The sequence below is a fragment of the Streptomyces sp. NPDC032822 genome, assembly GCF_055578825.1.
The window spans coordinates 457640-484283 of record NZ_JBVIOL010000004.1 but is presented as its reverse complement, the minus strand read 5'-3'; the positions used below and the strand labels follow the sequence as shown (position 1 = coordinate 484283).

The window sequence follows — 26644 nt, the reverse complement described above, 5'->3', positions numbered from 1 at the left end:
TCGGACCTACGGGGTCACCGCGTGGTGCGGTAGGCGCGTTCGATCGTCTGGACCAGCGTGTTGCCGGCCCGGTCGGTCAGCTTGACGCGCAGGGAGACGGAGCCCGGCTCGGCCGGGTGCTTCAGCGACAGGTGCGTACCGCCGACGGCCTTGGTGGACCGCCAGGTGGTTCCCTCGTCGTACGACACCTCGAAGGCGAGCTTCGCGGGCCGCTGTCCGGCCGCCGCGCCCCCGATGGTGAAGGGCACCTCGAACCGCTTGCCCGCCTTCGCCGTGCTGGACAGGCTCAGTTCGGGCGAGAAGCGGACCACCGACAGCGGGAGGGTGGTCGGGTCGTCCTCGGGGGTGGTGGCCGAGCGGAAGGTCCACTCGCCCTTGACGCGGGTGCTGACCGGGTACACGGCGGCGTCCCGGGTGCTGTCCAGGGTCAGCTTGTACGTGCTGTCCTGGGCGGGGACCTTGTACTCGGTGACGCCGTCGCTCACCGGGATGCCGTACTCGTCGGCGATCTCCTTGCCGTCCGCGGTGAGGGAGCTCGTCACCACGGTCTGGTCGCCGCTGTTCCAGTGCCCGGCGCCGTCGCCGAACAGCGGCAGATAGGCCCGGACGACGTTGCCGTAGCGCACCACACCGGGGAATCCGTGTTCCGGTCCGTCGTCGTCGGCGCCGTTCAGGACGGGTCCGAAGACGCCGACGTTGAACTGCTCGTGGTAGGTCCGGCCGGCCTTCCAGGTCTGCGGCATCCGCATCAGGAAGTTCTCCGCGACCTTTTCGTCGCCCTCGCCGCGGGTCTGCCACATCCGGAAGGACCACTTGACGCCGTTGTCGAGAACGTAGTCGGTGGTGCGCAGCGGCAGGGCCCCGCGCAGGTCGCTGTAGCCGAAGACCAGGCTCCCGTCGGCCGTGTGCGGGCTGACCTCGACCTGGGCGTTCCTGCCGGCGACGGGTACGCCCGCCCGGACGTCGACCTTGGCGAGCCGCTTCTGCTCGACCGCGGCGGCGAAGCCGCCCATCTCGTCCCCGCGGTCCCAGCCCAGGTGGTAGGTGACCGGCCGGCCGTCGGCGTCCTTGCGGGTCCAGTCACCGGCGAACAGCGCGGACACGTCGTCCTCGGACTGTGCGGTGCCGAGCCGCCCGAACCGGGTGCCCTCGAAGGTCGGCAGGATGTACTGGAGGTCGCCGGGGCGCTGCCCCTCGCCCCGCGCGTAGCCGAACGCGGCGACGGCCTCGGTGTTCTCGGCCGCCGTGTCCGGCACGGTGATCTCCACCGGCCGCGCCTGCCGGGCGTCCACGGTGACGGTGGTGTCCCTGTCCAGCCGCAGCTTCGGCTGCACCAGCACGGCGTGCCGGGCGGACGTGTAGTCCGGGTGGATCACCCCGCTGAGGGAGTAGGCGCCCTTGGGGACCCGTACCGTCAGCTCGCCGTCCCGCTCGTCGGCGTAGGTGGCGTAGAAGTCGCTGTCGGAGCCCATGACGTCGGTGACGGCGTCACCGGTCGGCTCGCCGTCCTCGTCGAGGTGCTTCAGCGTCAGGTCGTACGACTCGACCTCGCGCTCCAGTCCTACGGCGGTGCGCACCTGGACCCTGCCGTCGGCCGAGGCGGCTTCCACCGCGCCGCCGAAGGAGCCGTCCGTGCCGCCCGCACCGCCGTCGGCGGTGACGTCGGCGCTCGCCTCGCCGCCCGCGGGGACGGTGAGCCGCCGCGGCGACACCGCGAACATGCCTTCGGCGGCGGGCTTGCCGTCCACCGCGAACGCGTCGACGGACAGGTCCAGGGTGACCGGCTCCGTACCGAGGTTGCGGTAGGTCACCTGCTTGGTCACCGGAGTGTCGTCGGTGTGCGGCCACCGCTGGACGCCGAAGTCGAGCGGCTGCTGCTCGGTGACGACGCTCTGCTCCAGCGCCCGCACCAGATCGGTCCGGCCGGTGCCCTGCTGGAAGGAGCTGTACGCGCCCGGCTTCGCGGAGCCGGTGAGGACCGCCTTGAGGCGCTCGCCGCTCCAGTCGGGGTGCTGCTGGGCGAGGAGGGCGGCGGCACCCGCGACGTGCGGGGACGCCATGGAGGTGCCGTCGATGGTGAGGTAGCCGGGTATGTCGGAGGGGTACGCCTCCTCCAGGACGCTGCCGGCGGCCGCGGCGGCCGTGATGGCGACGCCGGGCGCGGTCAGGTCGGGCTTGACCCCGCCGTCGCCGACCCGCGGGCCGCGGCTGGAGAAGTCGGCGAGCTGGTCGTCCTTGTCGACCGCGCCGACGGTGAGCGCGGCGTCGGCGCTGCCGGGTGAGCCGACGGTCCCCTCGCCGAACTCGCCCTCGTTGCCGGCCGCGATGACGAAGAGCGCGTCCGACGCGGCGGAGAGCCGGTTGACCGTCTCCTCCATCGGGTCGATACCGGGCAGGTCCGTGCCGCCGAGGCTGAGGTTGACGACGTCGGCGCCCTGCGCCACCGCCCACTCCATGCCCGCGATGATGCCGGAGTCCGAGCCGAAGCCGTTGTCGTCCAGGACCTTGCCGTTGAGGAGCTTCGCGCCCGGGGCGACGCCCTTGTACGTGCCTCCGTCCCCCGCGGGAGACGCGGCTCCCGTACCGGCAGTGATGGACGCCACGTGGGTGCCGTGGCCGAACTTGTCGCCGGGGCCGGAGGAGCCGGAGAAGTCCTTCTCCTCGATCACCTGACTCGCCAGGTCGGCGTGGGAGGTGTCGATCCCGGTGTCGAGTACGGCGACCTTGGTGCCGGTGCCGTCGAACCCGGCGGCCCAGGCGGTCGGCGCGCCGATCTGCGGCACGCTCTTGTCGAGGCTCGCCTTGCGTCTGCCGTCCAGCCACACCTTCTCGACGGCGGTGGATCCGGTGAGCCGTACCGCTCCGTCACCCTTGTCGGTCACGGCGTTCCAGAACGCGGCGCCACGCTCCTTCACGGGGCGTATCGCCTTGCCGTTGACGACGGGCAGCGCACGGCCCAGCCGCGCCCCGGCCCCGGTGAACGGGCTCATCGAGGGTGCTTTCTTCCCCCGGAAGGTGACGATCAGCGGGAGATCGGAGCGGCCGGCGTCGTCATAGCCGTCCGCCAGCAGCTGGGTGACGTCGAACAGCCTGCTGTCCAACCTGCCCTGGGACAGGAGCAGTTTGGCGTCACCGGGCACCACCTGGGTGTGTCCGTCGACCACCCGGACGGAGAACGGCATCCGCTCCCGGCCCTTGGCCCGCACCACCCCGGTGACCTGGCCGGCACCGTCGACCAGGACCCGGTCCCCGGTGACCAGGGTCACCGTCCTGGCCGCCTTGGCCGCCTTGCCGGCACCCGCTGTCCCCGCCGCCCCGGCCGTACCGGCGCCGCTCACGCCCTGGGCCGTCCCGCCCGGGAGACCGGCCAGCAGCAGGGCCGTCGAGGCCACCCCCGCCGCCAGCACCGCACGCCTCGGCCTTGCACGTAACTCCACCTGAACTCCTGCCACTTCGGGAAACTCACGAACGGTCGCCCTAGAGACGGAGCGCGGTGCCGTCGGGTTGTCGAAACAGGGAGTTTGTTTCTGACGTGGCGTCAGGAACAGGCGAAAGGCGGCGGGCCCGTCACCTGCCGTAGGGGTCGAGGCGGGTCAGCCGTACCGTCTGGTCGGCGGTCAGGTAGTGCCGTACATGTTCCGCCCGGGACGTGTCGAGGGCCCAGCCCACGACCCTGTCGTACGAGGGGTGGGACTGGGGTGCCGTCCGGCCGTCCTCCAGCCAGGCGAGACAGGAGCCGACCAGGCTGCGGTAGTTGGTGCGGCTCGCGTTGTCCGACTCCAGGTCCGTGCCGTATCCGGGGCCCCGGTCGCCGGCCAGGTTCACCCAGGGTTCGAGAACCCGCAGGGCGAGGTCCGGGTCGCCGCTGCGCAGCGCGCCCAGCACGAACACCATCCGGTGCGAGCCCTCGGTGAAATGCCGGTCCTTGACCATCGTCGCCCGCAACTGCCCGTCGGCGTCGTCGAGGACGGTGAGAGCGGCGTGCCGGTCGCCGCCCATCAGGTGGTCCTCGAACGTCCAGGACAGCAGGTAGAAGTGGACGGGCAGCGCGAGGTAGGTGTCGCCCTCGCGCTCCGCCCGGCGCCGGAGGGCGTCGAGTTCGGCCCGCCGCTCACCGTGCTGCCACGGCCACGCGTGGCGCGGGGAGGTGTCGCTGCCGCACTCCCGGCAGTGCCGTGGCACGGTCGGCCGGGGAGCCGCGAAGTACTCGGCCTCCCCGCAGTCCGGTTCGGGGCACTGCCAGCCGATCGCGAGAGCGCCGGCGGGTGCCTGGTAGCCGTCCTTGGTGGGTGGGAGGTGTGCCGGGCCGAAGAGCCTGCGCAGTAGTTCCATGAGGTGCCCCCGTGTCCTGTTCTCTCAACCGGCCTGGGCGGCTCGCGCGGCCCGTTCGCGTGCGGCGCGTTCGGCCGGGCTCAGCCGGGAGATCCGCCCCGAACGGCTGCCGTCCCGCACTCCCCACGGTGACGCGGGCTGCCCGCTCAGCAGCCAGACGGCGAGGGTGACCTCCCAGAAGACGGCCTTGCCGATGCTGACGGCGGTCCACTCCGGGCTGATCAGCATCAGCCTGGGCGGCACCCCCTGCCAGAACGAGCCGCCCGCCCGCGCGTTGAACGTCCACAGCGCGCACGCCACCCCCAGCACATGCGCCAACCCCACCGTCGTTCCCATGAATCCACCCCTCCCGGCTCTCCCGGTCGCCGTCCCGAGCGGGCCGGCCCTCTCTTGGTACCGCCCGGGGCACAGGCCGTTCAGGTGTGTTGCACAGCTCGTCGGCCGCTGCAACGCGCGTGGGCCGGCGCCGGGACATCGGGTATGCCGACGGGCAGGGAATCGACCGAGTTGCCACGGTGTCGACCGTCTCCTGTCAAACTGTCCGCCATGAGCGCGCACTTAGCCGAGGGCTCGGGGACCAGGCTGGGACGGCGGGCCCGCGTGGCCTGGTTGCTGCGCGTCAACAGGCTGCTCGGCGAGGACGTCGCCCTCCGGTCGCTGCCCGCGTTCGCGGCGGTGTTCCGCGGCGGGGCGTACGGCCGGGAGGTGAGCGTCAGCACCGTCTCGCGCTGGGAGACCGGCCGAACACCCGTACCCTGGCCCGTCGTTCGCCGCTACGAGGAGCTGCTCGGCCTTCCCCACAACCTGCTCACCGCCACCGCACGCACGGTGTGGCGCTATCTGGCACCCGGCCCGGTCCGGGACACCTCTCCGGTCGCCCCGGCCGTGCGGCCCCTGGAGGACCTCCTGGACCAGGCGGTCTCCGGCGAGGTGATGGCCGGGGACGACTGGGACCAGCTGACCGACGGACTGTCCACCCGGCCCGACGTGGTGCTCATGCCGACCGGCACCTGGTACCGGATCGCCGAACGCCTCGTCGAGGAGATGGTGATCGCCGACGACCTCCCGTGGATGCTCCGCTTCGAATCCCTCAACCGGCTGCTGAACCATCCGCGCGGCGGCCGTACCGTCGTCGCCGTCTGCGCCGAACTCGCCTCCGGGCGGGCCCGGTTGACGGCCACCGAGATCATCTGCGCGCTGGACAACTGCGGTCACCCCGACGCCGCCGACCGGGTGCTGGGCGAACTCGCCTCCCCCAGCGGGCCCTTGGCCCACCGCGGCGCGGTGATGGCGTGCTTCCGCAAGGTCGGCTACCGGCACTTCGACCCCGCGCAGCTGGAGACCCTCGTCCGCGCGGTGCGGGACTCCTCGGGTGCCGGACCCCTCGGTGACCAGGTCGATCCGCTGCGACGGCACCTGTCCGCGGCACACCCCGAACACGCCCGCGTTCTGCTGGGCCGCGACCCGCACGGGACGGCGGCGGGGCCGGCCGGGCGGGCCGTCGGCTCGCGTCTCCCGGCCGCCGCGGCACGGTCGGCGGCGGCGATCCGCCGGGTGACCGCACCGGTCAGGGCCGTCGAGCCGCACCGGGTCTGCGACACCACCGTCCCGACCATCCTGGTCACCGAGGCGCTCACCAGTGCCGTCTTCGACGTCCGGTTGTACGCCGCGTTCCTGCTCGCGGCCACGCCCTACCGGGCGGAGCTGGCGGACGCGGTCGCGGCGGAACTGGCCCTGCCCATGACCGTCCGGCACGAGGAACTGGCGGTTCCGCTGCTGGACGCGCTGCGCGTCCTGGGCGACCACCGCCACCGGGACCTGTTGCAGTCGCTGGCGACGACACCGGGCGTCCCGCGCGGCACCGCGTACGCCGCCGTGCGCGGCCTGGGCCATGTGGCGGCCGGCCACCCCACCGGCCACCCCGCCGACTCCACCCACGACTTCCTGCGCGACGCCGTCGCCCACCACCACGGCCTGTGGCTGCGGGGCCGGAACCCGGTGAGCGCGGCCACCCTGGAGAGCCTGGTCTACGCCCTCGGCATGGCGTCCCGCGACGACCTGCTGGCCGAGATCCGGGCCGGAACGGACTTCCTCCCGGCAGCGCGCACCGCCGCCGCCCGCTGGCTGGAGATCCCCGGCCACTGCCGTACCAGCTCCCTCCTCTGACCGGGCCCGACCGCGCCCGGAGCCTCCTGGACGTCTCGGTCAGCCGTCACCGGCACCGTCCAGTGCACGGAGGATGCGGGTGAGGTCGGCCGGGGCGGCGGCGAGGCGGATCGGGGTGCCCGCGTAGTCGAGTTCGGCCATGTGCCAGCTTCCGGGGACGGTCTCGCCGTCGCTGCCCCGGACCCGGCGCACGGTCGTCACGGTGAGCCGCTCCACCGGGATCCGCTTCGCCGCGAACCGGCCCGGGCCGCCGTGCGGTGTCACCTCGGGCGGGCCGTCGCCGAGGACGACGTGGGTGCCGAAGCCGAGCGGGTTGAAGTCGGTGTGCTCCAGGAAGCGGGCGGCGAGGAACACCTCCCCCTCCTCGGCCGCGACGGCCGCCGGGACCCCGTCGGCCGCCTCCCCGGGCGCCCGCACCCGGGTGGTACGCCAGGCCCAGAGGAGGAGGAGGACCGTGACCGACGTACCCGCCGCCGCCCAGGTGAGCGCCACGGGCGAGCGGAGCAGGGTCGTGGGGTGCAAGTAGCAGAGCGGCAGCAGCCACAGGGCCGTACCGACCAGCGCGCCCACGAAGGGGGCCGCCGAGGGCAGGACCTCGTCGTCCGGCAGCCGGCGCCCACGCCGCCGCAGCAGCACCTGGGCGCCGGGAAAGCCCGCGGCGAGCACGAGCGCCGCGGCGAGGGCGGCCGGCTCCCCGGCGGCGGTCATGTGCGTGCGCCACACGTAGTGCGTCCCCTCGATCTCCACCACCCCGCCCCGCCAGAAGGTCAGTCGGACCCGGTCTCCGGGTTCGAACCCCTCGGCGGTCTCGCGGGAGACCGCGAGCCGCTCCATCGGCCGCCCGTCGGCGAAGTACAGCCAGCTGGTCTTCTTGGGCCGCTTCGCCACGGTCCACTCGACCACGGCCCGCTCGGCGGTCAGGCACTCCTCGCGCTCCGCGACGGGTGTCACGGCGCTGCACGGGGCGGCCGACCTCCACGCCCGCTCGTCCGACGCGGCGTCCGGCACGCACCACGCCGCCGTGCCCGCGCCGGCGAGCAGCAGCGCGCACAGACTCAGCGACCCGGCCCAGCCGCGCCCGGCGGTGCGGTGCGTGACGACGGGGACATGGCTCGACTCCGGGGATCCGTAGCGGCGGTGGAGCGTGCGCAGCGCGCCCAGTGTCGCGTCGAAGTCCGGGTCGTCGGAGGTCCAGCTCTGCGGCAGGGGCAGCAGCCGTACCCGTCCGTCACGCAGCAGCACACTGACCCGGCGGGTGTCCTGGACCCGGCTGTTGTGCGCGTACTTCAGACGTACGCGCAGGTCCGCGATGTCGGCCCACGGCAGCGTCCGGCGGCGCAGCGGCGTCCAGGAGCGCAGGCCGGACGCGTCGGCGTCGAGGCGGGCGGTGACCTTGTGGAGCGCCGCGAAGCCCGCCAGCGCGAACAGCACGCCGACGCCCAGCCACCCGTCCGGGCCCCGGTACGCCGTACGCACCAGGGCCGCTCCCGCCCCGGCCGCCCCGAGCCCGACGAAGAACCACAGGGCCCGCGCCCCACGGGGACGGCAGTTCACTTCCCGTACCTCGGTCATGCGCCGAACCCTGCCATCGGCCGCGCCGCACGCGCTTGTACGAGGTGCGGCAGCGTTCCGGCAGCCGACACTGCCGACCTCGTACCCCCACCCCGGCCCAAGACGGTCACCCTCGGCGACCACGTCCTTTGACGTACGGTACTGACATGGCTGTGAACACCCCCCTGTGCCCCCAGCGTCTGACCATGGAGCACGTCACCAGCCGTTGGGGCGTCCTCGTGCTGATCCAGCTCCTGGAGCACCCGCACCGCTTCGCCGAGCTGCGCCGCGCGATCGGTGCCATGGCATCCGTCGGCCAGGTGAGCGAGAAGATGCTCGCGCAGACCCTGCAGAGTCTGGAGCGGGACGGCCTAGTGAACCGGGACGTCAGGCCGGTGATCCCGCCCCACGTCGACTACTCCCTCACCGACCTGGGCCGCGAGGCGGCCGAGCAGGTCAACGCGCTGGCGGTGTGGACCAACGACCGTCTGGAGCAGGTGGAGAAGGCCCGCCAGGAGTACGACTCGGCCAAGCAGCGCGCCTGATCCGGACGCCCCGCGGGCCGAGCGCCTGATCCGGGCCGGTACCTGGCTCGTCGGCGCGGTCGTCCTGGCCGCCTTCGGCCCTCTGACCCGCTCGGCACGCCTCACCGGGACGAAGCCGCGGCCGACGACAGAGGTCCCGGCCTAGCGCGACGACTCGGCATGCCGTTGTCAGTGCCCGGGACTAGTCTCCCCACAACCGACCGTTCACCTGATCAGCAGGACCTCAGGGAGGTTCTCATGACCTCGCGACTCAACCCGTATCTCAGCTTCGACGGCGACGCCCGCCCCGCGCTGGAGTTCTACCAGGAGGTCTTCGGCGGCACTCTGGCGCTGAACACCTTCGGCGACTTCGGCCAGGCGGGCACACCGGAGGCCGACAAGATCATGCACGGCATGCTGGAGACACCGAGCGGCTTCGCGCTGATGGGCGCCGACACCCCGCCCGGCATGGAACACCACCCCGGCACCAACTTCTCGGTGAGCCTGAGCGGCGACGACGACGCCGAGCTGCGCGGCTACTGGGAGAAGCTGTCCGAGGGCGGCGCGGTGGCCGTGCCCCTGGAGAAGCAGATGTGGGGCGATGTGTTCGGCATGTGCACGGACCGGTTCGGCATCCCCTGGATGGTCAATATCGGCCGGCCGCAGGACTGACACCGTCCCCGGACCCTCTGAACCCCCAGGCCGCTGACCTGGGGGTTCATTGGCCGGCGTACGGGTCAGCCGCCGCCGAAGGTCACCACCAGGCGCCCGTCCGTGGCGAAGGACCAGTGCAGGGCGCCGGAGTACGCGGAGCACCGGGAACCGTTCGTGCCGGACCAGAACTGGTTGGAGCTGTTGGAGTCACCGATGATCCGGTCGTTCGTACCGCTGCCGCCGCGGCACGAGGTGTTGTCGCGGAACACCGAGGTGCCGCCGTCGAAGTTGAAGTTGCGTTCGGTGTTGTCGATGCTCACGTTGCCCGACACCGCCATCGTGCCGGGATTGCTGTTCCACGTGAAACCGTGCTTGCCGTTGTCGTAGGCGATGCTGCGCCGCACGACGTGGTTCACCGCGATGCCGTCGCCGCCGAGCTTGTAGCCGTTGCGGTCCCCGTTCCCGGCCTGCGACCCGTCGCTGAGCGTGCCGTTCTCGTAGGAGAGGGAGTCCTCGACGGTCACCGGGCCGATGGCTCCCGTGTCCGGCTTGGTGTAGAGGTCCCAGCCGTCGTCGATGTTGTTGTGGGCCACGGCGTACCGGAACACGTTCCCGGTGCCGGTGGTCAGCTTCGCGGCGAACCCGTCCGCGTCCTCCCCGTCGGAGTCGGCGTTGTCGTGCGACTCGGCGCTCAGAACGAGGTTGTTCGACGGCCACTCGCTGCTGGGGGAGCTGGAGGAGATACGGCCGAGCTGCAGCCCCGTGTCCCGGTTGAACCGCGTCACGGTCCGCTCGACGACGTTGTTGCTGCCGCCGACATAGATCCCGTTGTCACCGGCACGCTCGACGACGAGACCGTAGATCCGCCAGTACGAGGCGTTCAGCTGGAGCCCACGGTTCGACGAACTCTCGCTCTGCGCAGAGAAGTTGAGGACCGGGGTCTCGCCGGGGTAGGCCGAGAGCGTCGTCCGGGCGGCGGAGGTCCCGTTGTTGCCGACGGGGATGGTGACGGTCGACGCGTGGGCGTACGTGCCGCCCCGCAGGTAGATCGTCCCGCCGGCGGTGATACGGCTGATCGCCGAGGTGAGGGTGGTGGGGGCGGAGATCGTGCCGGCCGCGCCGGCCGTGCCGGTCGGCGAGACGTACAGCGCGGAACTCGACGGCGGGTTGGTGGTGCCGTCGGGCACGTTCGCGTCGAGATAGTCGATGTTGGGCAGTCCGGTGGCGGAGGTCGGGCTGATCCGGATCACATTGCTGCCCGAACTCACCGGCACGGTCAGGGTCTTGGTCGTCCACCCCGTCCAGGTGCCGGTGCTCTCGAAGGACGCGGTCGCGGCCGTGGAGCCGTTCACCGTGACGGTCGCGGCCCGTGCGGCGGCGACACCGTTGGCGAAACGGACGGACAGGGTCGCCGTGCCCGATGCGGGTGCGGTCACGGTGAACTGGGCGTAGGCGCCGGTCGCGTTGGTGCCGTTGCAGAATCCGCTGCCGGAGAATCCGGTCCAGTCGGAGTCGATGGTGCCGGTGCAGACGGCCGGGTAACTCTCGGCCTCGTAACGGGTGGTGGCGGCCTGTGCCGTGGTGCCGGACAGCGCGACGAGCATGCCTGCCATCAGGCCGACGCACGCCATGACGGGTCTCAGTTGCGTAGTTTGCATCGTTGATCTCCATCTCCAGGACGGTTGGATCATCTGCAGAACCGGGCCGGAAAGCGCTTTCCATCCGGAAGCTTGGAGGCATGTCCTGGGCGCGTCAAGAGACTGGTACTTGATTTCTGTTCACATAGATGTACGCCGGAGGGCGGATCCGGCGGATATTTCAGCGCCCCACCCGCACGTCGTTCCAGGTGATGAACCTGCCCCGAGAGACGCTCAGCTCGCCGAGGGCTTGCGATGCGGCCCCAGTCCCCGCAGGACGTCACCGAGTTGGGCGGGAGTGAGGGCGGGCGCCGGCAGCGGCACGGGCGGCGGTGCGGCCCGGAGGCCGGAGAGGAACAGGGCGAGGGGGCGGCGCCAGGCGTCCGGGGTGGCCGCACCGGTCAGGGCGGGCACCGCACGGCCCAGCGCGGCGAGCCCGAACAGGACGTCCTCGACGGTGACATCGGCACGGACCGTGCCCTCGTCCCGGCCGCGGCGCAGCAGGAGTTCCACCGTCTCGTGGTTGTGTGCGTGCACGGCCTCCAGCGAGCCGACGCCCTCCAGGCGGGTGGTCATGAGGTCGTTGGTGCCACGGTCGGCGGCCAGGACGGCGAAGACGGCCTCCAGATAGCCGGTCAGCCCCGCCCACGCGTCCGGCGCCGACCGGGCCCGCTCACCCGCGGTCATGGTGCCCGTCAGCAGGTCGCGGAAGACGGCGTCGATGAGGGCGGCACGGGCGGGGAAGTGCCGGTAGAGCGTGGCGTTGCCGACGCCGGCCCGGCGGGCGATGACGTCCAGCGGCGCTTCGAGCCCCTGCTCGGCGAACACCTCGTGGGCCGCCGCCACCAGGAGATCCCAGCTGCGCCGCGCGTCACGCCGCCGCGGAGGCGTCGCCCGGTCCGCGCCTTCGGCCATCGACACCCTCCTCGAAGAAAACGGGGAGCACTCCCCGCAAGGGATGTTACCGTCGATCCCAAAACCGGGGACCACTCCCCACTTTCCATGGCATCGGCTCGGGAGGACATCACATGGGCGGCGGCACGGCACTCGTACTCGGCGGTGGCGGCCCGGTCGGCGGCGCCTGGATGACCGGCGTGCTCGCCGGTCTCGCGGACGCCGGTGTCGACCTCGGTCGGGCGGATGTCGTCATCGGCACCTCGGCCGGCGCGATCTTCGGCTCCCGCCTCGCGTGCGGGGAGCCACCGCGTGAGCTGTACGAACGTCAGCTCAGCGGCGCCGACCGGCTGGACATGAAGGTCACCACGGGCCAGACCCTCCGCTTCCTGTGGGCGGCCCTCGGATCCCGCGACCCCGACCGCTCCGTACGCCGCCTGGGCCGCGCCGCCCTGGCCGCGCGCCCCACCCCCGGAACCGACCTGCCGACAGCCCTGCGGCCCCTCCTGCGCGGGGCGACCCGATGGCCCGCACGCACCCTGCGGATCGCCTCGGTCGACGCCCACACCGGCCTGGTGGAGACCTTCGACGCGACCTCGGCACTCACGCTCGTCGAGGCCGTCGCCGCGAGTTGCGCGGTGCCCCTGGTCTGGCCGCCCACCACCACCGCCGACGGCCGCCGCTGGATGGACGGCGGCAGCCGCTCCACCGCCAACCTCCACCTCGCCCGCGGCTACGAGCGGGTCCTGGCCGTCGCCCCGATCCCGAACGCGGTCGGCCCCCACCCCGACGCCCACCAGGAAGCCGCCCGGCTCACCGCCGACGGCACCACCGTCACCCTCCTCACCCCCGACGCCCCCTCCCGCCGAGCCATGGGCCGTGACCTGACCTCCCCCACCCACCGCACCCCCGCCGCCCGCGCCGGCCACACCCAGGCCACGGCGGTCGCGGACACGGTGGCCGAGGCATGGCACCACTCCGGAAGCGCGCGGTAGCCGGTAGCCCCCTCTCCCCGCAGCCACCCCTCCCTCCCCTGAGCAGCCCCTGCCCACAGCCACCCCGCCCAGCCGGACCGGACCGGACCGTTGACTCAACGCCCCGCCGGTGACCCACCAACCCGCCACCCCTCTGACCCGGTGACCCTCTGGCCCTCCGACCCGCTGCCCCTCCGACCCGCTGCGCCACCGACCCGCCGACCCACCGCCCCGCTGTCCCTTTGGCCCACCGACCCGGTGACCCACCGGCCGCCGCCCCTCTGACCCGGTGACCCTCTGGCCCTCCGACCCGCCGCGCCACCGACCCGCCGCCCCGCTGTCCCTTTGGCCCACCGACCCGCCGCCCCTCCGACCCCCTGTCCCTTTGGCCCGCTGCCCCACCGACCGGGTGACCCCACAAACCCCTCCCCCGAAAGGCGTCCCCATGCCCACCGCCCCCACCCTCGAAGACCTGGCCCCCGACGGCCACGACCTCGCACGCGACCCCTACGCCGTCCTCGCGGCCCTGCGGGACAAGGGCGCCGTGCATCGGGTCTCCGTACCGGGGAGCGGTGAGTGCTGGCTCGTGGTGAGCCGCGACGCGGCGCGTACCGCGCTGACCGATCCGCGGCTGCGCAACGACATCCGGCACTCCTCGTCCTGGGAGACCGACGGGGGCCACGCCCTGGGCCGCAACATGCTGCAGAGCGATCCCCCGCAGCACACCCGGCTGCGCCGCCTGGTGGCGGGCCACTTCACGCCCGCCCGGGTCTCCGCGCTGCGCCCGCGGATCGAGGCCACCGCCGGTGAGCTGCTCGACGCGTTGCCGCAGCGGGGTACCGCGGACCTGGTGAGCCGGTACGCGCTGCCGTTGCCCGTCACGGTGATCTGCGACCTCCTCGGCGTCCCCACCGCGGACCGCTCCGCCTTCCACACCTGGTCGAACGAGCTGGTCATGCCCACCTCGGAGCAAGCGGCGGCCTCGGCCGCAGCCGCGCTGACCAACCGTCTCACCGAGCTGATCACCCCCGGGACCGCCACCACCGAAGGCACCCTCGCGGCCACCGTCAACGCCGTCGCCGAAGGCGCCACCCACGGCACCCTCCTCGGCGACCTGGCCGCACCCCCGGAGCCGGACACCCCCGCCCTCACCCCCGACGAGGCCCTGGGCATGGCCTTCCTCATCCTCGTCGCCGGCCACGAGACGACGGTCAACCTGATCTCCGCGACCCTGCACAGCCTGCTCGCCCACCCCGGCCAACTCGCCCTGCTCCGCGCCGACCCCGGGCTGACCCACCGCGCGGTGGAGGAGTCGCTGCGCCTCAACTCCCCCGTCCACGCCAGCGCGTTCCGCTTCGCGGCCGAGCCCCTCGACCTCGCGGGCACCCGCATAGCCGCCGGCGACACGGTCCAGGTCTCCCTCGCCGCGGCCTCCCGCGACCCGCTGCACTTCGCGGAGCCCGACCGCTTCGACGTCACCCGGGACACGCGAGGCAACCTGGGGTTCGGCCACGGCCTCCACCACTGCCTCGGAGCGCCCCTGGCCCGCCTGGAAGCCGAGGCCGCCGTACGCCTGCTCCTGGAGCGGCACCCCTCCCTCGCCTTCGCGACGGACCCCTCGACGCTCACCTGGCGGGCCGGCACCCTGCTGCGGGGCCTGGCGGAACTGCCCCTGGACCTGGGCCGACGGGCCTGACGGGACCGGTGTGCCCAATGTGGGCTTCGTCACCGTGGAAAGGGCCCCTCACCCCCCGACAACCGCCCGGCAGCCGCCCGTCCGGCGACAACAGAGCAATATCTGTGACCGTGAAGTGAGAAATCGGCGCGACGCGCGATGAGTATTCCCGAGACGGCTGGCGGAACGGAATTGTCGGTCGTGCATGCCCGATCGCACCATGCTACTGTCGATCTCAGTTGCAGTTGTGGTAGCCAGAAGGTTTTTCCGACGGGCTGATCATCACGGCGACCGGAGTCCGCACACGGCGAGCTCCGAACACCGTCCCGAAGGAGATATGACATGGCTACTGGCACCGTGAAGTGGTTCAACGCGGAAAAGGGCTTCGGCTTCATCGAGCAGGACGGCGGCGGCCCCGACGTCTTCGCCCACTACTCGAACATCGCCACCCAGGGCTTCCGCGAGCTTCAGGAGGGTCAGAAGGTGTCCTTCGACATCGCTCAGGGCCAGAAGGGCCCGACGGCCGAGAACATCGTCCCCGCCTGACACTGAATCAGACGCTTGCTTCGCAGCTGGGGCCCGCACCTTGGGGTGCGGGCCCCAGCTCGCTGCGTTCAGGGCGCCGCTCACGAAAAGCACGCCCAATACCGGAGATCCCATTTTCGATATTCGTTTGATCCACCGTATCCGCCGCATCCCAGATTCGATGTCCGGCAATCTCGGTTTGAATTTCGTTTTGAATTCGTTTCGGCCCGTTCTTGCAATTCTCTGCGCTGCTGTGCTGCTGCGGGAATTCCTTGGTACGTGCCGCATCAAGGAAGGTTCCGTATGAACCGCGCCCACACGCGCACTCGCACGAACGACCGCTTCTCCCGCACCCGTAGCGGAGGCGCCGCGCCCAAGCAGCGCAGCAGCTCCGGCCGAAGCGGCCGACCGATGGCGGCTCAGGGCGAGTTCGCCCTGCCGAAGAGCATCACCCCCGCCCTGCCCGCCGTCGAGGCGTTCGACGAACTCGACATGCCGGCCCAGCTGTTGGCGGCGCTCGGCCACGAGGGCGTGACCGTTCCGTTCCCGATCCAGGCCGCGACGCTGCCCAACTCGCTCGCCGGCCGTGACGTCCTCGGCCGTGGCCGCACCGGCTCGGGCAAGACCCTCGCCTTCGGCCTCGCCCTGCTGGCCCGTACGGCGGGCCGCACCGCCGAGGCCCGGCAGCCGCTCGCGCTGGTCCTCGTACCGACCCGCGAGCTCGCCCAGCAGGTCACCGACGCGCTCACCCCGTACGCCAGGGCCGTGAAGCTGCGGCTGGCCACCGTCGTCGGCGGAATGTCGATCGGCAGGCAGGCCGGTGCGCTGCGCGCCGGTGCCGAGGTCGTCGTCGCCACGCCGGGACGGCTCAAGGACCTCATCGACCGCGGCGACTGCCGGCTGGACGATGTCGCCATCACGGTCCTCGACGAGGCCGACCAGATGACCGACATGGGCTTCATGCCCCAGGTCACCGCCCTGCTCAACCAGGTACGCAACGACGGCCAGCGGCTGCTCTTCTCGGCCACCCTGGACCGCAACGTGGACCTGCTGGTCCGCCGCTACCTCAGCGACCCGGTCGTGCACTCCGTCGACCCGTCCCAGGGCGCGGTCACCACGATGGAGCACCACGTGCTCCACGTGCACGGCACGGACAAGCAGCAGACCACCACCGAGATCGCGGCCCGCGAAGGCCGCGTGATCATGTTCCTGGACACCAAGCACGCGGTGGACAAGCTGACCAAGCACCTGCTGAACAGCGGCGTCCGCGCCGCCGGTCTGCACGGCGGCAAGTCCCAGCCGCAGCGCACCCGGACGCTGGCCCAGTTCAAGGACGGCCACGTCTCGGTCCTGGTGGCGACGAACGTCGCGGCCCGCGGCATCCACGTCGACAACCTCGACCTGGTCGTCAACGTGGACCCGCCGACCGACCCCAAGGACTACCTGCACCGCGGCGGCCGTACGGCCCGCGCCGGTGAGTCCGGCAGTGTCGTCACCCTGGTGACCCCCGACCAGCGCCGGGACATGACCCGGCTGATGGCCTCGGCCGGCATCACCGCGACGGTCACCCAAGTACGGTCGGGCGAGGAGGAGTTGACCCGTATCACGGGCGCTCAGATTCCGTCCGGCGTCCCGGTCGTCATCACCGCACCGGTGGTGGAGCGTCCCCGTCGCAGCGCGTCCTCCTCGACCCGGGGCCGTCGTGGCCGCGGTGGTCAGGCGGGCCAGGGCGGTCAGGGTGGCCAGGGCCGCAGCGGCCAGGGCGGCCAGGGCCGTGGTGGTCAGAGCGGCCAGGGCGGTCAGGGCGGTCAGAGCCGTGGCGGTCAGGGCGGCGGCCAGAGCCGGGCGTCGAGCGAGGCAGGCCGCCGTACCGCGCGCCGCAGGTCCTCCTACGACTCGGCGGCATAACCCCTTCGTGGTCCAGTGAGCACACTCGGCTCACCCGTCGCCGGATCCGGTCCGTACGTCAGTACACGGGCCGGGTCCGGCGGCGGGGCGTCCTCGTTTCGGCGACACCCGGTCCGCCGGTTCTCCTTCTCCCTGTGAGGCATCATGCGCTGTGTCATCGCCCGCTACCCCTTCGACTTCACCAAGCAGGGGGTACTGGACTCGATGAAGGGCATCAAGCCCGAGCTGGTCACGGGTGAGTCCGTGACCATCGGCCGTCGCCGCTACCCGGTCAAGCAGGTGGGTGAGGTCATCACCCGCCAGGACCGCCGCGACTTCACCGCCGGTGAGGTCACCCGCGCGATGGCCCGCCTCGGCTTCACCTGCCACGACGTCCCCCAGGCCGTCGAGCCCGTCCAGGTGCTCAGCCCGCTCGAAACCGCCTCGGCGCTGCTCGGCATCCCCGAGCACCAGGAGGCGTGAGGACGGGCACGATCCGTTCCGGAACAGCAGTGAGGGTCCTGCCGACACACGTCGGCAGGACCCTCACTGCTGTGTTCAGTGGTCGGAGTAGCTGAAGTCGCCCACGGTCCAGGCGCTGACGTCCCTGATCGCCACCCGGTACATCCCTCCCGTCTCGGGGATCCCCACGGTGCCCTGCAGGATGCGGGCGAGATGGAAGTGCAGATGAGTCGGCGGCTCACCGGGTTCGGGGCGGTGCTCGGCCCGGCCTGCGGTGAAGACGTCGGAGAACGGTCCGAGCTGGTCGGAGTCCTTGAGGACCTCCGACACCCGTTTGCGCCACACGGCCTCGGGAGCCAGTCGGCCGGTGATGACGGCACCCGCGACGACCACGGTCAGCGACATCTGGTTGCTCTGCTCGGACTCCACCATGGTCGAGATGGCGAGGAGGAGTTCGTCGGTGTTCGGCATGAGAGCCGATCCTATGCGGTGGCCGGGACCGGCGGATGGTGTTGAATTTCCTGTGGGGCCCGGTGCCGCAGGAAGCGAGGGCCCTTCGACACGTGGCTCAACGAGGTGACATGACAGCAGACCGTCCACTCAGCGATCGTCTGGACGACGACGACTACCCGGCGTACACGATGGGCCGGGCCGCCGAGCTGCTCGGCACCACGCCGGGCTTCCTCCGGGCCGTCGGCGAGGCCCGGCTGATCACTCCGCTGCGTTCGGAGGGCGGGCATCGCCGCTACTCCCGTTACCAGCTGCGGATCGCGTCCCGCGCCCGCGAGCTCGTCGACCAGGGCACACCGATCGAGGCCGCGTGCCGGATCGTCATCCTGGAGGACCAGCTCGAAGAGGCCCAGCGCATCAACGCCGAGTACCGCCGGGCCGCGAAGGGGTCCCCCACCGGCTGAGAGAGAGCGTCGACCGGACCCCCGGTCAGGCCCCCGCGCGGGCGGCCTTCACGAACGCGGTGATCAGAGCCGGGTCCTTGACGCCCCGGCTCTGCTCCACCCCGCTGGACACGTCGACCCCCCACGGCTGCGCGGCCTCGACGGCGTCCCGCACGTTGTCCGGGCTGAGGCCCCCGGCGAGCAGCCACTTCTCGCCGGATCCGGCGAGCGGCCGGCTGGTCCAGTCCCAGGCGACACCGGACCCGGGCACGGGGGCGTCGAGGAGGAGCATGTCCTCGCCCAGGTCTCCGAAGCGCGGCACGCTGTCACCGAACGCGGCGGCCCGGATCAGCGTCCAGCCGCCGGTCGCCAGCCCGTCGTAGTACGCGCGGTCCTCCGGCCCGTGCAGTTGTACGGCGCGGATTCCCGCGTCGGCGGCCACGGACCGTACGTCGTCCAGGGGCTCCCCGCGGAAGACGCCGACCGTCAGCACGCTCTCCGGCACCCGCCGGGACAGCCGCGCGGCCGTGGCCGCGTCGATCCGGCGGGGGCTCTGCGAGAACACGAACCCGATGGCGTCGGCCCCCGCCTCGATCGCCGTGTCGACGTCCCTCTCGGTCTTCAGACCGCAGATCTTGACGAACAGGGAGTTGCTCACGCTGGTGCTCCATGGGACGTACGACGGGATGCGGGTGGAGCGACCACGTTACCGGCGTCGTCCGGGCCGGCGGCCCGCGGTCAGGACCCGCGCCTCCAGCCGGGGTCGCGGCCGGCGAGGCCGAGGGCGCGGTCGAACAGCGGGGCGGTGGTGGGTACGGCGATCTCCGGACCGAAGACGCCGTACCGCCTGGCCGTCTCGGCCTTGGCGGTGACGTCCTCGAAGAGGACCGCCGCGAGGTCGTCGGCCACGTCGAGTTTCTGCCCGGTGGCGACGGCGAGGTCCCAGCCGTGCAGCAGCCACTCGCCGAGCACGATCCCGCCGACGAATCGGGCCGGCATCCGGCCGCCCCCGGTCAGGCTCGTCTCACCGGACCAGGCCTGTGGGGTGCTCCAGACGGCGGCGGCGTGTGCAGAACGGGCGGCGTACGCGTCGGCCCAGTCCGGCAGCGCCGTGAAGTCGTGGTCGTCGGCCACCTGCTCGGGCCCGTCCGGCGGCGACTGCTTGAGTCCCGCGGCGAGTCCCCGTACGGCGGTCCAGAGAATCAGGTGGTTCACCAGGGCGCGGACCGGGTGGTCCGGGCAGGGCGTGGGCCCGTCGAAGTCGTCGGGCCGGATTCCTCGTACGACGTCCACGGCGGCCTGCGAGGCCCGGGTCATCACCGCTGCTGGTTCCCTTTGTCCCATACCGACACGGTAGGGAGGGGCGGGAGACGAGTCTTGAAGAAACGCGACCTGGATGTCGTCGCAGGTCGGGGCAGTTCGGACCAGGTTCGGATCACATGGCGATCACATGCGGATCAGACCGGGTCAGCCCATCAGCTCGTCCGTGCCGCCGAACGACGCGGGTGCCGGGCGGGAGGAGGCCGGGGGCTCGGGAGGCATGGCGTGGCAGGTGAAGCCGAGACGGACCAGCGCACGGGTCACCTCGTCGGCGGTGAAGTCGCGGCGGTCCTGACGGGTGATGATCTCGCCGACCTGCTTGACCGGGAACGTCTTGCGACCGATGACCACGCAGGCCCCTGTGACGGGCTCCGGGCGGACGCCCTCCATCTTGTTCTCGACCTCGGGCTTGGTGAGGTCGAAGGGGTAACGGGCGATCACGCAGCGCATGGTGCCTCACCAGGGTCGGCCGGACAGGGCGGGTAACGCAGGGAAACGACGCGGGAAAACAAACAGGGCCCGCACCCAAGGTGCGGGCCCAGTCTGAGCGCTAGATCAGGCGGGAACGATGTTCTCGGCCTGCGGGCCCTTCTGGCCCTGCGTGACGTCGAACGTCACCTTCTGGCCTTCCTGAAGCTCACGGAAGCCCTGGGTGGCGATGTTCGAGTAGTGAGCGAAGACGTCGGCGCCGCCGCCGTCCTGCTCGATGAAGCCGAAACCCTTTTCAGCGTTGAACCACTTCACGGTACCGGTGGCCATGTCATATCTCCTGAGGCAGTGCTGGGGACCCGCACCTCGCGAATCTCCTCATCGCCGTGATGATCACCTGCCCGGAAAACCGGCAGCAAAATGGCAACCACAACTGCAACTGATGTTGAGCGTAGCACGGAAAGAATTCGACTTCGAGGGCCTCGCGACATCGGCATGGAGGGCCTCATCGAGTCCCTCGCGGCAAGAGGAAAACCGCGCGCGAGGCGGCCGGGAATCCCTTTCCCGGGTCCGCTCGAATTTCTTCACCGGCCGTGTCAGGTTTCTTCGTCAACCGCGTCGAATTTCTCCGTCGGCCGCGTCAGATATTCACACGCCGTGCCGCGGACCGTGGCCGTCACGCAGGGCCTCGTTGTCGCGCAGAGCCTGCTCCAGCTGGTCCTCCAGGCCGATGATGCGGATGGCTGCCTCGATCGGCGTCCCCTGGCCGACCAGTTCCCGGGCCCGGGCGGCCAGCCGCAGCTGGTGCCGGGTGTAGCGGCGGTGGCCGCCGTCGGACCGCTTGGGACTGACCAGGTTCGCCTCGCCGAGGGCTCGGAGGAACCCGGGCGTGACACCGATCAGCTCGGCGGCCCGGCCCATGGTGTAGGCCGGGTAGTGGTCGTCGTCGAGCCGGTCGGCGGCCTGCGACTGGTCTTCCGAGGGCATGTACGCCTTCCCGCGGGCCGTCGGAGCGCGGCCCGCCGCATGGGGCAGGTTCCCCGTACGAGAACTCTAGTCGCCCGGACGGAATCCCTCCTGCGGCGAGGACAGATGTGCGATACCGGTTCGACCGCGGCGGTGCCCCCGGCCGCCGGGACGGCACCCGGGCGGAGCGGGCCTCTCCCCCTCTCCGGAGTACCGTGTCCGGCACCGGGGGCATGCGGCAGCACGCGGCAGACCTGCGGCGGAACAACGGAACAGCGGCGGAACAGAGGAGACGGTGACCGTCATGCACTCGATGCCCGACCACCCGCCCGAGGGGGAGGACCTCGCCGAGGTCCGCATCATCGCGGCGGACCCGGATGTCGCCCAGCGGGTCGCGCTGCTGCTGCGCGAGGCGTTCCACTGCGACGAACCGCGCAGCTACCCCACGGGCCCGGACGGACACGGCACCCTGCTCCACCTGACGGTCGACACCGCCCACCCCGCCGACGCACCGCCCGCCCCCTCGACCTGGCTGGCGAGCAGTCGTTCCCAGGAGCAGCGCGCCCACACGGACGAGCCCGGCTGACCTGATCCCGCCGACCGATCCGTCCACCGGGCCGCCGACCTGCCCGCTCACCTGCACGCCGACCCGCTCCGTCCGCCTCACGTGATCAGAAATGTGCGGGTCGGGTGCTCTCGCGCACCCCCGCGTGGCCTCCGTTCCGACAGATTCGCAAGAATTTCCGCCATGCACGCCATCGGGGAGCCCCAGGACACCCGGACGCCGCAGGCCTCCATACCGTCGCCGGTCACGCACTCCCAGCGTGACCGGCGCCCCCGTCCACCCGGCGGCCACCGCGACCCGTACGTCCTCGCGGCCGTCCTCTTCGCCGCGTACGCCACGCTGTCCGTGGCCCGCTTCCGGCATCTGGCGACGCGCTCCTGGGACCTCGGCATCTTCGAGCAGGCGATCCGTGCGTACGCCCACCTCCGGGCGCCGGTCGTCGATCTGAAGGGTCCCGGCTTCAACATCCTGGGCGACCACTTCAGCCCGGTCACCGCCCTGCTCGCCCCCCTGTACCGGGTCTTCCCCTCCCCCGTCACCCTCCTCGTCGCCCAGGCCGCGCTGTTCGCGCTGTCCGCCGTACCGGTGACCCGGGCCGCGGCGGCCCTCCTCGGGCGCCGCCGCGGACTCGCGCTCGGCATCGCGTACGGCCTGTCCTGGGGCATGCAGCGGGCCGTCGACTTCGACTTCCACGAGGTGTGCTTCGCCGTACCGCTGATCGCGTTCAGCCTGGAGGCGCTGCTGGCCGACCGCCGGCGGCGGGCGCTGCTGTGGGCGCTGCCGCTGGTACTGGTCAAGGAGGACCTGGGACTGACGGTCGCGGCGATCGCCCTGGTCGTGGCCCTGCGCGCCCGCCGCACGGCACCGCGCGCGGCGCTGTGGGCGCTGGCGGTGGCCGCTGTGGGGGTGGCCGCCACGGTGATCACGCTGACGGTCGTCATCCCCTCCTTCAACACGGCCGGCGGCTACGACTACTGGACCAAGGTCGACAGCGGCTTCGCCCTCTTCGACGGCCCGCTCGCCAAGCTCCGTACGCTCGCCTGGCTGCTGATCCCCACCAGCGGCCTGCTGGCCCTGCGCTCCCCGCTGATCGTGGTGGCCCTGCCCACGCTCGGCTGGCGTTTCGCCTCCGCCGAACCCGACTACTGGGGCACCGCGTGGCACTACAACGCGGTCCTGATGCCGGTCGTCGTCCTCGCCCTCGCCGACGCGCTCGGCGGCGCCCGCTACAGCTCGCGCCCCTGGCTGCGCTCGTACGCCAACCAGCTCCCCGCCGCGGTGGCCGCCGCCGCGCTCGCGCTCACCACCACGCTCCCCCTGTCGGTGCTGACCGAGGCCGAGGTCTACCGCACGCCCGCCCGCGTCACCGCCGCCGAACGTCTCCTGTCGCGTATCCCCGACGGCGCCACCGTCGAGGTCAACATCGGTCCCTCCAGCCGCCTCACCTCCCGCTGCCGCGTCTTCTGGACCGGCAACACGAAGGGCGTCACACCCCAGTACATCGCGCTGTCCAACAACGACCGCTCGATCGACGACATCGAGGAGCACGTCCGCGGGCTCCATCCGCGCGCCTCGTACACGATCATCGGCGCCACGCACGGATACGTCGCCCTCCGTCGGCGTACCTGACGGAGGACGACGTCTGAGTGGTTACGGCGCGTCGACCAGGTCGTGCGGCGGCACGACGACCGTGCGGGCCCCCGGGTCACCGCCCAGGATCACCTTGCGCAGCGCGACGTTGTTGTCGGTGTTCGTCTCCTGGAGCCGGTTCTCCGGGTTGGCGATCACCTGGATGTAGTACGTGCCGTTCGGCAGGTCGGTGACGTCGAAGGACTGGCCGGGACGGTACTGCGTGTACGTGTCGCCGGACCCGACGTCGAGAACCTCCCGCACGGAGATCGAGTTCTGCTGCCCACAGGCTGTGGACAAGTCGGTGTTGTACGGCTTCCAGTTGGCGTTCTTCACCGTGTAGTCGATGGCGTCGGTGTTGGCCAGGCAGAACGCCTCCTTGCCGCTGCGCACCTCCTTCGTCTGGTCCTCGCTGAGCAGCCGGTAGCTGGCGAAGTCGGTGAAGTGCCAGTGCTCGTGGCCGATCCGCGGGTCCCACTCCATGGTGCCGGTCGGCGTGTACCCGACCTGCTTGCCGTTCGCGTCGTAGAAGTACTGGTACGCGTCCATCAGGTCCTTGCCCGGACTGCGGAACCCGTCCACGACCAGCGGGGCGGGACCCGCGTTCCACACGTTCGCGCTGAAGGCGAGGTAGTCCTTCCCCGGTGCATCCCCGTCCTCGCCGTCGGTGACGGCGATGTCCCAGGCCGGCAGCGAACGCAGGTCCGGCTTGGGCACGTTGGCGGCGACCCCGGCCCGACCGGCGGGCCGCTTGGCGTTGGGCGTCAGCGCGGGCGCGATCCGCGAACCGTCGGTGTGACCGGCCCCGTCACCCAGGTGATGGGCGGCACCGCGGTCTTCGAGGGCGTGCGAGAGGGCGGGCGGTGTGGGTTCGTCGGCGCCACGGGGCCCGTAGTGATGGGAGGCATCGGAAGCGTCAGAGGCACCGGGGACACCGGAGGCGTGGGAATCGGAGGGAGCCGCCCCGTGAGCCCCGTGGGCGCCATGGCCCCCGTGCCCGGAAGCGGCTGTCCTGAGCCCCGCGGCCCCGTCCCCGCCGGTCTCCTCCCGGACGATCACCTTGATGGTGGGCCGGTCGTCGGGAATGTCGAAGAGATCGCGGTACTGCTGCGCCACCGACACCTTGGCCGTGTACTCACCGGCGGGCAGGTCCACCGGCTTGTCGTAGTCGACAGTGGTGGAGTTGGACGCCCAGCCCTTCTCGACTCCCCACACCGAGCCCAGCGTCCACGGGTTGGTGGAGCAGCTCTCCGGATAGTGCGAGGTCGCCGGGGCGTCCGGACGGAGCCGCCCGGAGGCGTTGTTCGGACAGTAGGTCCCCTTGCTCGTCGACACCTCCTTGCCGTCCGCGTCGGTGATCGACACGTCGAGGAACCCCGGCAGCCCGGAGAAGTCCTTCACCAGCCCGGCGGGCAGGGTCCTCGTCTTGCTCTTCGTGCCGTCCCGCAGAATCTGCTGGGCCACGACCGGGTCCTTGTACGACTTCCGGGTGACCTTGAACTCGAACGGCGCGTTGTCGACGGTGACATAGGTGCCGAGGTCGAGATAGACCCCGTCGTTCCCCTCCCACCGGTCCAGCGTCACGGAGTTCGACGCCGCCACCAACTTCAACACCGGCTTCCCGGCGACCACTTCAGCAGCCGCTCCGGCACTGGGGGCAGCCCCGGCCCCGGTGACGACAATCGCGAGCACGGCTCCCGTGGCAAGCGCGGAACGCTGTAAATGAGTCCGGTTACGGCTACTGCCGCGAGGTTCTTCCATAGAACTGACGGTCATCGGTCCTTCTCTCCCAGGAGTCTCGATCGGGGCTGTGAACTACCTGTGAGAGTTGCGGGGTGGGGACGAGGTTGCTTGTTGAGAACGAAATGAACTCGAACGGGGTGGAGTGACGTGAATTAGGGGGTGGGGTGGCTGAGTTGGGGGTCGTGGTCGTCAAGGCTCGACAATCCAGGGACCGGCACCCTCAGCTCCGCCCAGACCACCTTGCCCCACCGCTTCCTGTCGTACCCCCACCTCCAGCTCAAGGCCTCGACCATGAGCAGGCCACGCCCACCCTCGGAGTCCTCGTCGGGACTACCCGGCTCCGGAACATCTCGGCAGCGGTCGGCGACACCGATCCGCACCACACCCACGCTGTGCCGCCGTACCAGCACCCTCACCACACGGCAGCGCGTGTGCGCGATGGCGTTGTTGACCAGCTCGGCGACGATCTGCACTCCGGTCGCGGACAACTCCCCCATGCCCCAGATGTCCAAGGCGACAGACACAAGCCGGCGGGCCCGGCGAGCGGACTCCGGCTCACACGGCATCGTCTCGGTGTAACCGGGAGCGCCGGTAGCGACAGGCCTGGCTGAGGCCATGGTCATGGGCGCCTCCACGCCTTCCACGGCCGAGTGATGATCTCGCGGTAGGTGTGGTGCGACGGATGCCGGCCGCAGTGCCGTAACACCCATCCCTGCGGTTCGGCGAAGTCCTCGCTCGGCGGTGACGTCTCGCCGTCCACGGCACACTGCATGGCGTACGTCGTCGGCTCGGCGTCGGGTTCACGGTCGGGTTCGAGTGTCCAGGTCTCGAACCGCAGGACAGCCCGAGTGTTCACCAGGCACCCACCCTGACAACGCGGGCGAATCTCTTCGGCATGTGACGCTCCTCAGCGGGGTGGACCGGGCCCTCGGCCTCGAAGTGCCGCAGGGTTGCTGGTGATCCTCATCCCGGTCAGCCGGACGTGGGAACCTCCCATAAACCCCACTCCGGGACGTCCCGCATCAGGTAGAACGTCCCTGGTGCCGTCCCGGGAAACAGGGAGAGACTCATGCCGAACGAGAGACTACGTGCCGTCATGGCAGCCGGAGGTTGGACGTACGCCGCCCTCGCGAAGGCGGTCGAGGTCGACCCCAAGTCGGTTGAGCGATGGGTGAATCTCGGGCGCACGCCACGACGCGCCACTGCCCTGGAGGCAGCAAAAGCCCTGGGAGAAGACGTGCACGCACTCTGGCCGACGCTGCGGCAGGTCCGCCCCGCCCGCGCGATCAGTCCGGAACTGGTCGCGCTCTACGAGCAGCGGGCCGACATCCCCGTCTCCGCTTTCGTCGACCTGGTGACACAGGCACGTGAGCAGATCGACTTGCTGGTGTACGCGGCCGTCTTCCTGCACGAGGCGTATCCGCGACTCAACGACCTACTGCGCGAGCGGGCCGACGAAGGCTGCCGCGTCCGCGTCGCGGTCGGCGACGCCGAAGGAGCGAACGTCCAAGCACGGGGCCAGGAGGAGCAGTTCGGTCATGGCATCGAGTCCCGTTGCCGACTTGCCCTCATGCACTACAGCGCCCTGATCGGAACACCCAACATCGAAGTACGCACACACGACACCACGCTCTACAACTCCCTGTACCGGGCAGACGATCAACAACTGGTCAACGCCCACGTCTGGGGCGTGAACGCGTACGCGGCTCCGGTGTGGCATCTTCGCCGAAACGGAGAGGGAGGCATGTTCGACACCTACGCCGAAAGCTTCAACGCGGTATGGGCGACAGCCACGCCGGTACAGCGGGAAGGGTGACC

At 71.2% G+C, this 26644-nt stretch carries 27 protein-coding genes; 12 read left to right on the top strand and 15 right to left on the bottom strand.

Annotation, left to right across the window (positions count from 1 at the left end):
- Positions 1-14 precede the first annotated feature (14 nt).
- From ACZ5VD_RS14685 to ACZ5VD_RS14675, 3 genes are all read right to left on the bottom strand, one after another.
- The gene (locus tag ACZ5VD_RS14685; RefSeq protein WP_468682393.1) at positions 15-3437 is read right to left on the bottom strand and encodes a S8 family serine peptidase; all 3423 of its coding nucleotides are present in this window, start codon (positions 3435-3437) and stop codon (positions 15-17) included.
- Between the two features lie 130 nt (positions 3438-3567).
- Complete coding sequence (locus ACZ5VD_RS14680; protein ID WP_468554801.1) at positions 3568-4332, bottom strand: hypothetical protein; 765 nt, start codon at positions 4330-4332, stop codon at positions 3568-3570.
- Between the two features lie 24 nt (positions 4333-4356).
- A complete protein-coding gene (locus ACZ5VD_RS14675) occupies positions 4357-4668 on the bottom strand; it encodes a hypothetical protein (RefSeq protein WP_468554802.1) in 312 nt (103 codons plus the stop codon).
- Between the two features lie 210 nt (positions 4669-4878).
- On the opposite strand from ACZ5VD_RS14675, the gene ACZ5VD_RS14670 reads away from it, so the two are divergent.
- Positions 4879-6498, top strand: coding sequence for a helix-turn-helix domain-containing protein (locus ACZ5VD_RS14670; RefSeq protein WP_468682392.1), 1620 nt, complete (start codon positions 4879-4881; stop codon positions 6496-6498).
- 39 nt (positions 6499-6537) lie between these two features.
- Here ACZ5VD_RS14670 and ACZ5VD_RS14665 read toward each other — a convergent pair whose 3' ends face one another.
- The gene (locus tag ACZ5VD_RS14665; protein ID WP_468682391.1) at positions 6538-8070 is read right to left on the bottom strand and encodes a PH domain-containing protein; all 1533 of its coding nucleotides are present in this window, start codon (positions 8068-8070) and stop codon (positions 6538-6540) included.
- A 146-nt stretch (positions 8071-8216) separates the two neighbouring features.
- Between ACZ5VD_RS14665 and ACZ5VD_RS14660 the strand changes: the two genes are divergently transcribed.
- Both ACZ5VD_RS14660 and ACZ5VD_RS14655 read left to right on the top strand, forming a co-directional pair.
- The gene (locus ACZ5VD_RS14660; RefSeq protein ID WP_468554805.1) at positions 8217-8594 is read left to right on the top strand and encodes a winged helix-turn-helix transcriptional regulator; all 378 of its coding nucleotides are present in this window, start codon (positions 8217-8219) and stop codon (positions 8592-8594) included.
- 237 nt (positions 8595-8831) lie between these two features.
- Complete coding sequence (locus tag ACZ5VD_RS14655; protein WP_468554806.1) at positions 8832-9245, top strand: VOC family protein; 414 nt, start codon at positions 8832-8834, stop codon at positions 9243-9245.
- Positions 9246-9310: 65 nt separating this feature from the next.
- Here the strand turns inward: ACZ5VD_RS14655 and ACZ5VD_RS14650 are convergent, their stop codons facing one another.
- Together ACZ5VD_RS14650 and ACZ5VD_RS14645 are read right to left on the bottom strand one after the other, a co-directional pair.
- On the bottom strand, positions 9311-10885 hold the full coding sequence (locus tag ACZ5VD_RS14650) for a carbohydrate-binding protein (protein WP_468682390.1): 1575 nt from the start codon (positions 10883-10885) through the stop codon (positions 9311-9313).
- Between the two features lie 213 nt (positions 10886-11098).
- On the bottom strand, positions 11099-11779 hold the full coding sequence (locus ACZ5VD_RS14645; protein WP_468682389.1) for a TetR/AcrR family transcriptional regulator: 681 nt from the start codon (positions 11777-11779) through the stop codon (positions 11099-11101).
- Positions 11780-11892: 113 nt separating this feature from the next.
- Between ACZ5VD_RS14645 and ACZ5VD_RS14640 the strand changes: the two genes are divergently transcribed.
- The 5 genes from ACZ5VD_RS14640 to ACZ5VD_RS14620 all read left to right on the top strand — a co-directional run bounded on the left by ACZ5VD_RS14640 (position 11893) and on the right by ACZ5VD_RS14620 (position 17302).
- Positions 11893-12753, top strand: coding sequence for a patatin-like phospholipase family protein (locus tag ACZ5VD_RS14640; protein WP_468554809.1), 861 nt, complete (start codon positions 11893-11895; stop codon positions 12751-12753).
- A 424-nt stretch (positions 12754-13177) separates the two neighbouring features.
- Positions 13178-14428 carry a cytochrome P450 family protein gene (locus tag ACZ5VD_RS14635; RefSeq protein ID WP_468682388.1) on the top strand — a complete coding sequence of 417 codons (1251 nt, stop codon included), beginning with the start codon at positions 13178-13180 and terminating at the stop codon, positions 14426-14428.
- A gap of 321 nt (positions 14429-14749) precedes the next feature.
- Positions 14750-14953 (top strand): cold-shock protein, encoded by a 204-nt coding sequence (locus ACZ5VD_RS14630; RefSeq protein WP_030600152.1) that lies wholly within the window; start codon positions 14750-14752, stop codon positions 14951-14953.
- 282 nt (positions 14954-15235) lie between these two features.
- Positions 15236-16840 (top strand): DEAD/DEAH box helicase, encoded by a 1605-nt coding sequence (locus ACZ5VD_RS14625; protein WP_468554811.1) that lies wholly within the window; start codon positions 15236-15238, stop codon positions 16838-16840.
- A gap of 144 nt (positions 16841-16984) precedes the next feature.
- Positions 16985-17302 carry an SCO5918 family protein gene (locus ACZ5VD_RS14620; protein ID WP_468554812.1) on the top strand — a complete coding sequence of 106 codons (318 nt, stop codon included), beginning with the start codon at positions 16985-16987 and terminating at the stop codon, positions 17300-17302.
- 75 nt (positions 17303-17377) lie between these two features.
- Here ACZ5VD_RS14620 and ACZ5VD_RS14615 read toward each other — a convergent pair whose 3' ends face one another.
- Positions 17378-17752 (bottom strand): hypothetical protein, encoded by a 375-nt coding sequence (locus tag ACZ5VD_RS14615; RefSeq protein WP_468554813.1) that lies wholly within the window; start codon positions 17750-17752, stop codon positions 17378-17380.
- 110 nt (positions 17753-17862) lie between these two features.
- Here ACZ5VD_RS14615 and ACZ5VD_RS14610 point away from each other — a divergent pair, with 110 nt between their 5' ends.
- Complete coding sequence (locus tag ACZ5VD_RS14610; protein ID WP_468554814.1) at positions 17863-18195, top strand: MerR family transcriptional regulator; 333 nt, start codon at positions 17863-17865, stop codon at positions 18193-18195.
- A 25-nt stretch (positions 18196-18220) separates the two neighbouring features.
- Here the strand turns inward: ACZ5VD_RS14610 and ACZ5VD_RS14605 are convergent, their stop codons facing one another.
- The 5 genes from ACZ5VD_RS14605 to ACZ5VD_RS14585 all read right to left on the bottom strand — a co-directional run bounded on the left by ACZ5VD_RS14605 (position 18221) and on the right by ACZ5VD_RS14585 (position 20910).
- A complete protein-coding gene (locus tag ACZ5VD_RS14605) occupies positions 18221-18832 on the bottom strand; it encodes a phosphoribosylanthranilate isomerase (RefSeq protein WP_468554815.1) in 612 nt (203 codons plus the stop codon).
- 80 nt (positions 18833-18912) lie between these two features.
- Positions 18913-19518 carry a TIGR03086 family metal-binding protein gene (locus tag ACZ5VD_RS14600; protein ID WP_468554816.1) on the bottom strand — a complete coding sequence of 202 codons (606 nt, stop codon included), beginning with the start codon at positions 19516-19518 and terminating at the stop codon, positions 18913-18915.
- A gap of 123 nt (positions 19519-19641) precedes the next feature.
- On the bottom strand, positions 19642-19944 hold the full coding sequence (locus ACZ5VD_RS14595; RefSeq protein ID WP_468554817.1) for an SCO5918 family protein: 303 nt from the start codon (positions 19942-19944) through the stop codon (positions 19642-19644).
- A 105-nt stretch (positions 19945-20049) separates the two neighbouring features.
- Complete coding sequence (locus ACZ5VD_RS14590; protein ID WP_010986199.1) at positions 20050-20253, bottom strand: cold-shock protein; 204 nt, start codon at positions 20251-20253, stop codon at positions 20050-20052.
- 318 nt (positions 20254-20571) lie between these two features.
- Positions 20572-20910 (bottom strand): helix-turn-helix domain-containing protein, encoded by a 339-nt coding sequence (locus tag ACZ5VD_RS14585; protein ID WP_468554818.1) that lies wholly within the window; start codon positions 20908-20910, stop codon positions 20572-20574.
- 283 nt (positions 20911-21193) lie between these two features.
- On the opposite strand from ACZ5VD_RS14585, the gene ACZ5VD_RS14580 reads away from it, so the two are divergent.
- Both ACZ5VD_RS14580 and ACZ5VD_RS14575 read left to right on the top strand, forming a co-directional pair.
- Positions 21194-21475 (top strand): hypothetical protein, encoded by a 282-nt coding sequence (locus ACZ5VD_RS14580; RefSeq protein WP_468682498.1) that lies wholly within the window; start codon positions 21194-21196, stop codon positions 21473-21475.
- A 162-nt stretch (positions 21476-21637) separates the two neighbouring features.
- Positions 21638-23083 carry a DUF2079 domain-containing protein gene (locus tag ACZ5VD_RS14575; RefSeq protein ID WP_468682387.1) on the top strand — a complete coding sequence of 482 codons (1446 nt, stop codon included), beginning with the start codon at positions 21638-21640 and terminating at the stop codon, positions 23081-23083.
- A gap of 21 nt (positions 23084-23104) precedes the next feature.
- Here the strand turns inward: ACZ5VD_RS14575 and ACZ5VD_RS14570 are convergent, their stop codons facing one another.
- The 3 genes from ACZ5VD_RS14570 to ACZ5VD_RS14560 all read right to left on the bottom strand — a co-directional run bounded on the left by ACZ5VD_RS14570 (position 23105) and on the right by ACZ5VD_RS14560 (position 25682).
- Entirely contained in the window at positions 23105-24859 is a 1755-nt protein-coding gene (locus tag ACZ5VD_RS14570) for a lysyl oxidase family protein (RefSeq protein ID WP_468682386.1), read from the bottom strand.
- 119 nt (positions 24860-24978) lie between these two features.
- On the bottom strand, positions 24979-25392 hold the full coding sequence (locus tag ACZ5VD_RS14565) for an ATP-binding protein (RefSeq protein WP_468682497.1): 414 nt from the start codon (positions 25390-25392) through the stop codon (positions 24979-24981).
- Positions 25393-25445: 53 nt separating this feature from the next.
- A complete protein-coding gene (locus tag ACZ5VD_RS14560) occupies positions 25446-25682 on the bottom strand; it encodes a DUF7848 domain-containing protein (protein ID WP_468554823.1) in 237 nt (78 codons plus the stop codon).
- A 213-nt stretch (positions 25683-25895) separates the two neighbouring features.
- Between ACZ5VD_RS14560 and ACZ5VD_RS14555 the strand changes: the two genes are divergently transcribed.
- Positions 25896-26642: an XRE family transcriptional regulator gene (locus ACZ5VD_RS14555; protein ID WP_468554824.1), complete on the top strand. Its 747-nt coding sequence runs from the start codon at positions 25896-25898 to the stop codon at positions 26640-26642.
- Positions 26643-26644 lie beyond the last annotated feature (2 nt).

Excerpts from the sequence above, each read along its gene's own strand:
- ACZ5VD_RS14650 (WP_468682390.1), bottom strand. The coding sequence starts at position 10,885 with ATGCAAACTACGCAACTGAGACCCGTCATGGCGTGCGTCGGCCTGATG.
- ACZ5VD_RS14590 (WP_010986199.1), bottom strand. The coding sequence starts at position 20,253 with ATGGCCACCGGTACCGTGAAGTGGTTCAACGCTGAAAAGGGTTTCGGC.
- ACZ5VD_RS14615 (WP_468554813.1), bottom strand. The coding sequence starts at position 17,752 with ATGCCGAACACCGACGAACTCCTCCTCGCCATCTCGACCATGGTGGAG.
- ACZ5VD_RS14620 (WP_468554812.1), top strand. The coding sequence starts at position 16,985 with ATGCGCTGTGTCATCGCCCGCTACCCCTTCGACTTCACCAAGCAGGGG.
- ACZ5VD_RS14660 (WP_468554805.1), top strand. The coding sequence starts at position 8,217 with ATGGCTGTGAACACCCCCCTGTGCCCCCAGCGTCTGACCATGGAGCAC.
- ACZ5VD_RS14580 (WP_468682498.1), top strand. The coding sequence starts at position 21,194 with ATGCACTCGATGCCCGACCACCCGCCCGAGGGGGAGGACCTCGCCGAG.
- ACZ5VD_RS14655 (WP_468554806.1), top strand. The coding sequence starts at position 8,832 with ATGACCTCGCGACTCAACCCGTATCTCAGCTTCGACGGCGACGCCCGC.
- ACZ5VD_RS14565 (WP_468682497.1), bottom strand. The coding sequence starts at position 25,392 with ATGCCGTGTGAGCCGGAGTCCGCTCGCCGGGCCCGCCGGCTTGTGTCT.
- ACZ5VD_RS14670 (WP_468682392.1), top strand. The coding sequence starts at position 4,879 with ATGAGCGCGCACTTAGCCGAGGGCTCGGGGACCAGGCTGGGACGGCGG.
- ACZ5VD_RS14665 (WP_468682391.1), bottom strand. The coding sequence starts at position 8,070 with ATGACCGAGGTACGGGAAGTGAACTGCCGTCCCCGTGGGGCGCGGGCC.
- ACZ5VD_RS14595 (WP_468554817.1), bottom strand. The coding sequence starts at position 19,944 with ATGCGCTGCGTGATCGCCCGTTACCCCTTCGACCTCACCAAGCCCGAG.
- ACZ5VD_RS14680 (WP_468554801.1), bottom strand. The coding sequence starts at position 4,332 with ATGGAACTACTGCGCAGGCTCTTCGGCCCGGCACACCTCCCACCCACC.
- ACZ5VD_RS14575 (WP_468682387.1), top strand. The coding sequence starts at position 21,638 with ATGCACGCCATCGGGGAGCCCCAGGACACCCGGACGCCGCAGGCCTCC.
- ACZ5VD_RS14640 (WP_468554809.1), top strand. The coding sequence starts at position 11,893 with ATGGGCGGCGGCACGGCACTCGTACTCGGCGGTGGCGGCCCGGTCGGC.
- ACZ5VD_RS14585 (WP_468554818.1), bottom strand. The coding sequence starts at position 20,910 with ATGCCCTCGGAAGACCAGTCGCAGGCCGCCGACCGGCTCGACGACGAC.
- ACZ5VD_RS14600 (WP_468554816.1), bottom strand. The coding sequence starts at position 19,518 with ATGGGACAAAGGGAACCAGCAGCGGTGATGACCCGGGCCTCGCAGGCC.
- ACZ5VD_RS14555 (WP_468554824.1), top strand. The coding sequence starts at position 25,896 with ATGCCGAACGAGAGACTACGTGCCGTCATGGCAGCCGGAGGTTGGACG.
- ACZ5VD_RS14675 (WP_468554802.1), bottom strand. The coding sequence starts at position 4,668 with ATGGGAACGACGGTGGGGTTGGCGCATGTGCTGGGGGTGGCGTGCGCG.
- ACZ5VD_RS14630 (WP_030600152.1), top strand. The coding sequence starts at position 14,750 with ATGGCTACTGGCACCGTGAAGTGGTTCAACGCGGAAAAGGGCTTCGGC.
- ACZ5VD_RS14635 (WP_468682388.1), top strand. The coding sequence starts at position 13,178 with ATGCCCACCGCCCCCACCCTCGAAGACCTGGCCCCCGACGGCCACGAC.
- ACZ5VD_RS14645 (WP_468682389.1), bottom strand. The coding sequence starts at position 11,779 with ATGGCCGAAGGCGCGGACCGGGCGACGCCTCCGCGGCGGCGTGACGCG.
- ACZ5VD_RS14625 (WP_468554811.1), top strand. The coding sequence starts at position 15,236 with ATGAACCGCGCCCACACGCGCACTCGCACGAACGACCGCTTCTCCCGC.
- ACZ5VD_RS14610 (WP_468554814.1), top strand. The coding sequence starts at position 17,863 with ATGACAGCAGACCGTCCACTCAGCGATCGTCTGGACGACGACGACTAC.
- ACZ5VD_RS14570 (WP_468682386.1), bottom strand. The coding sequence starts at position 24,859 with ATGACCGTCAGTTCTATGGAAGAACCTCGCGGCAGTAGCCGTAACCGG.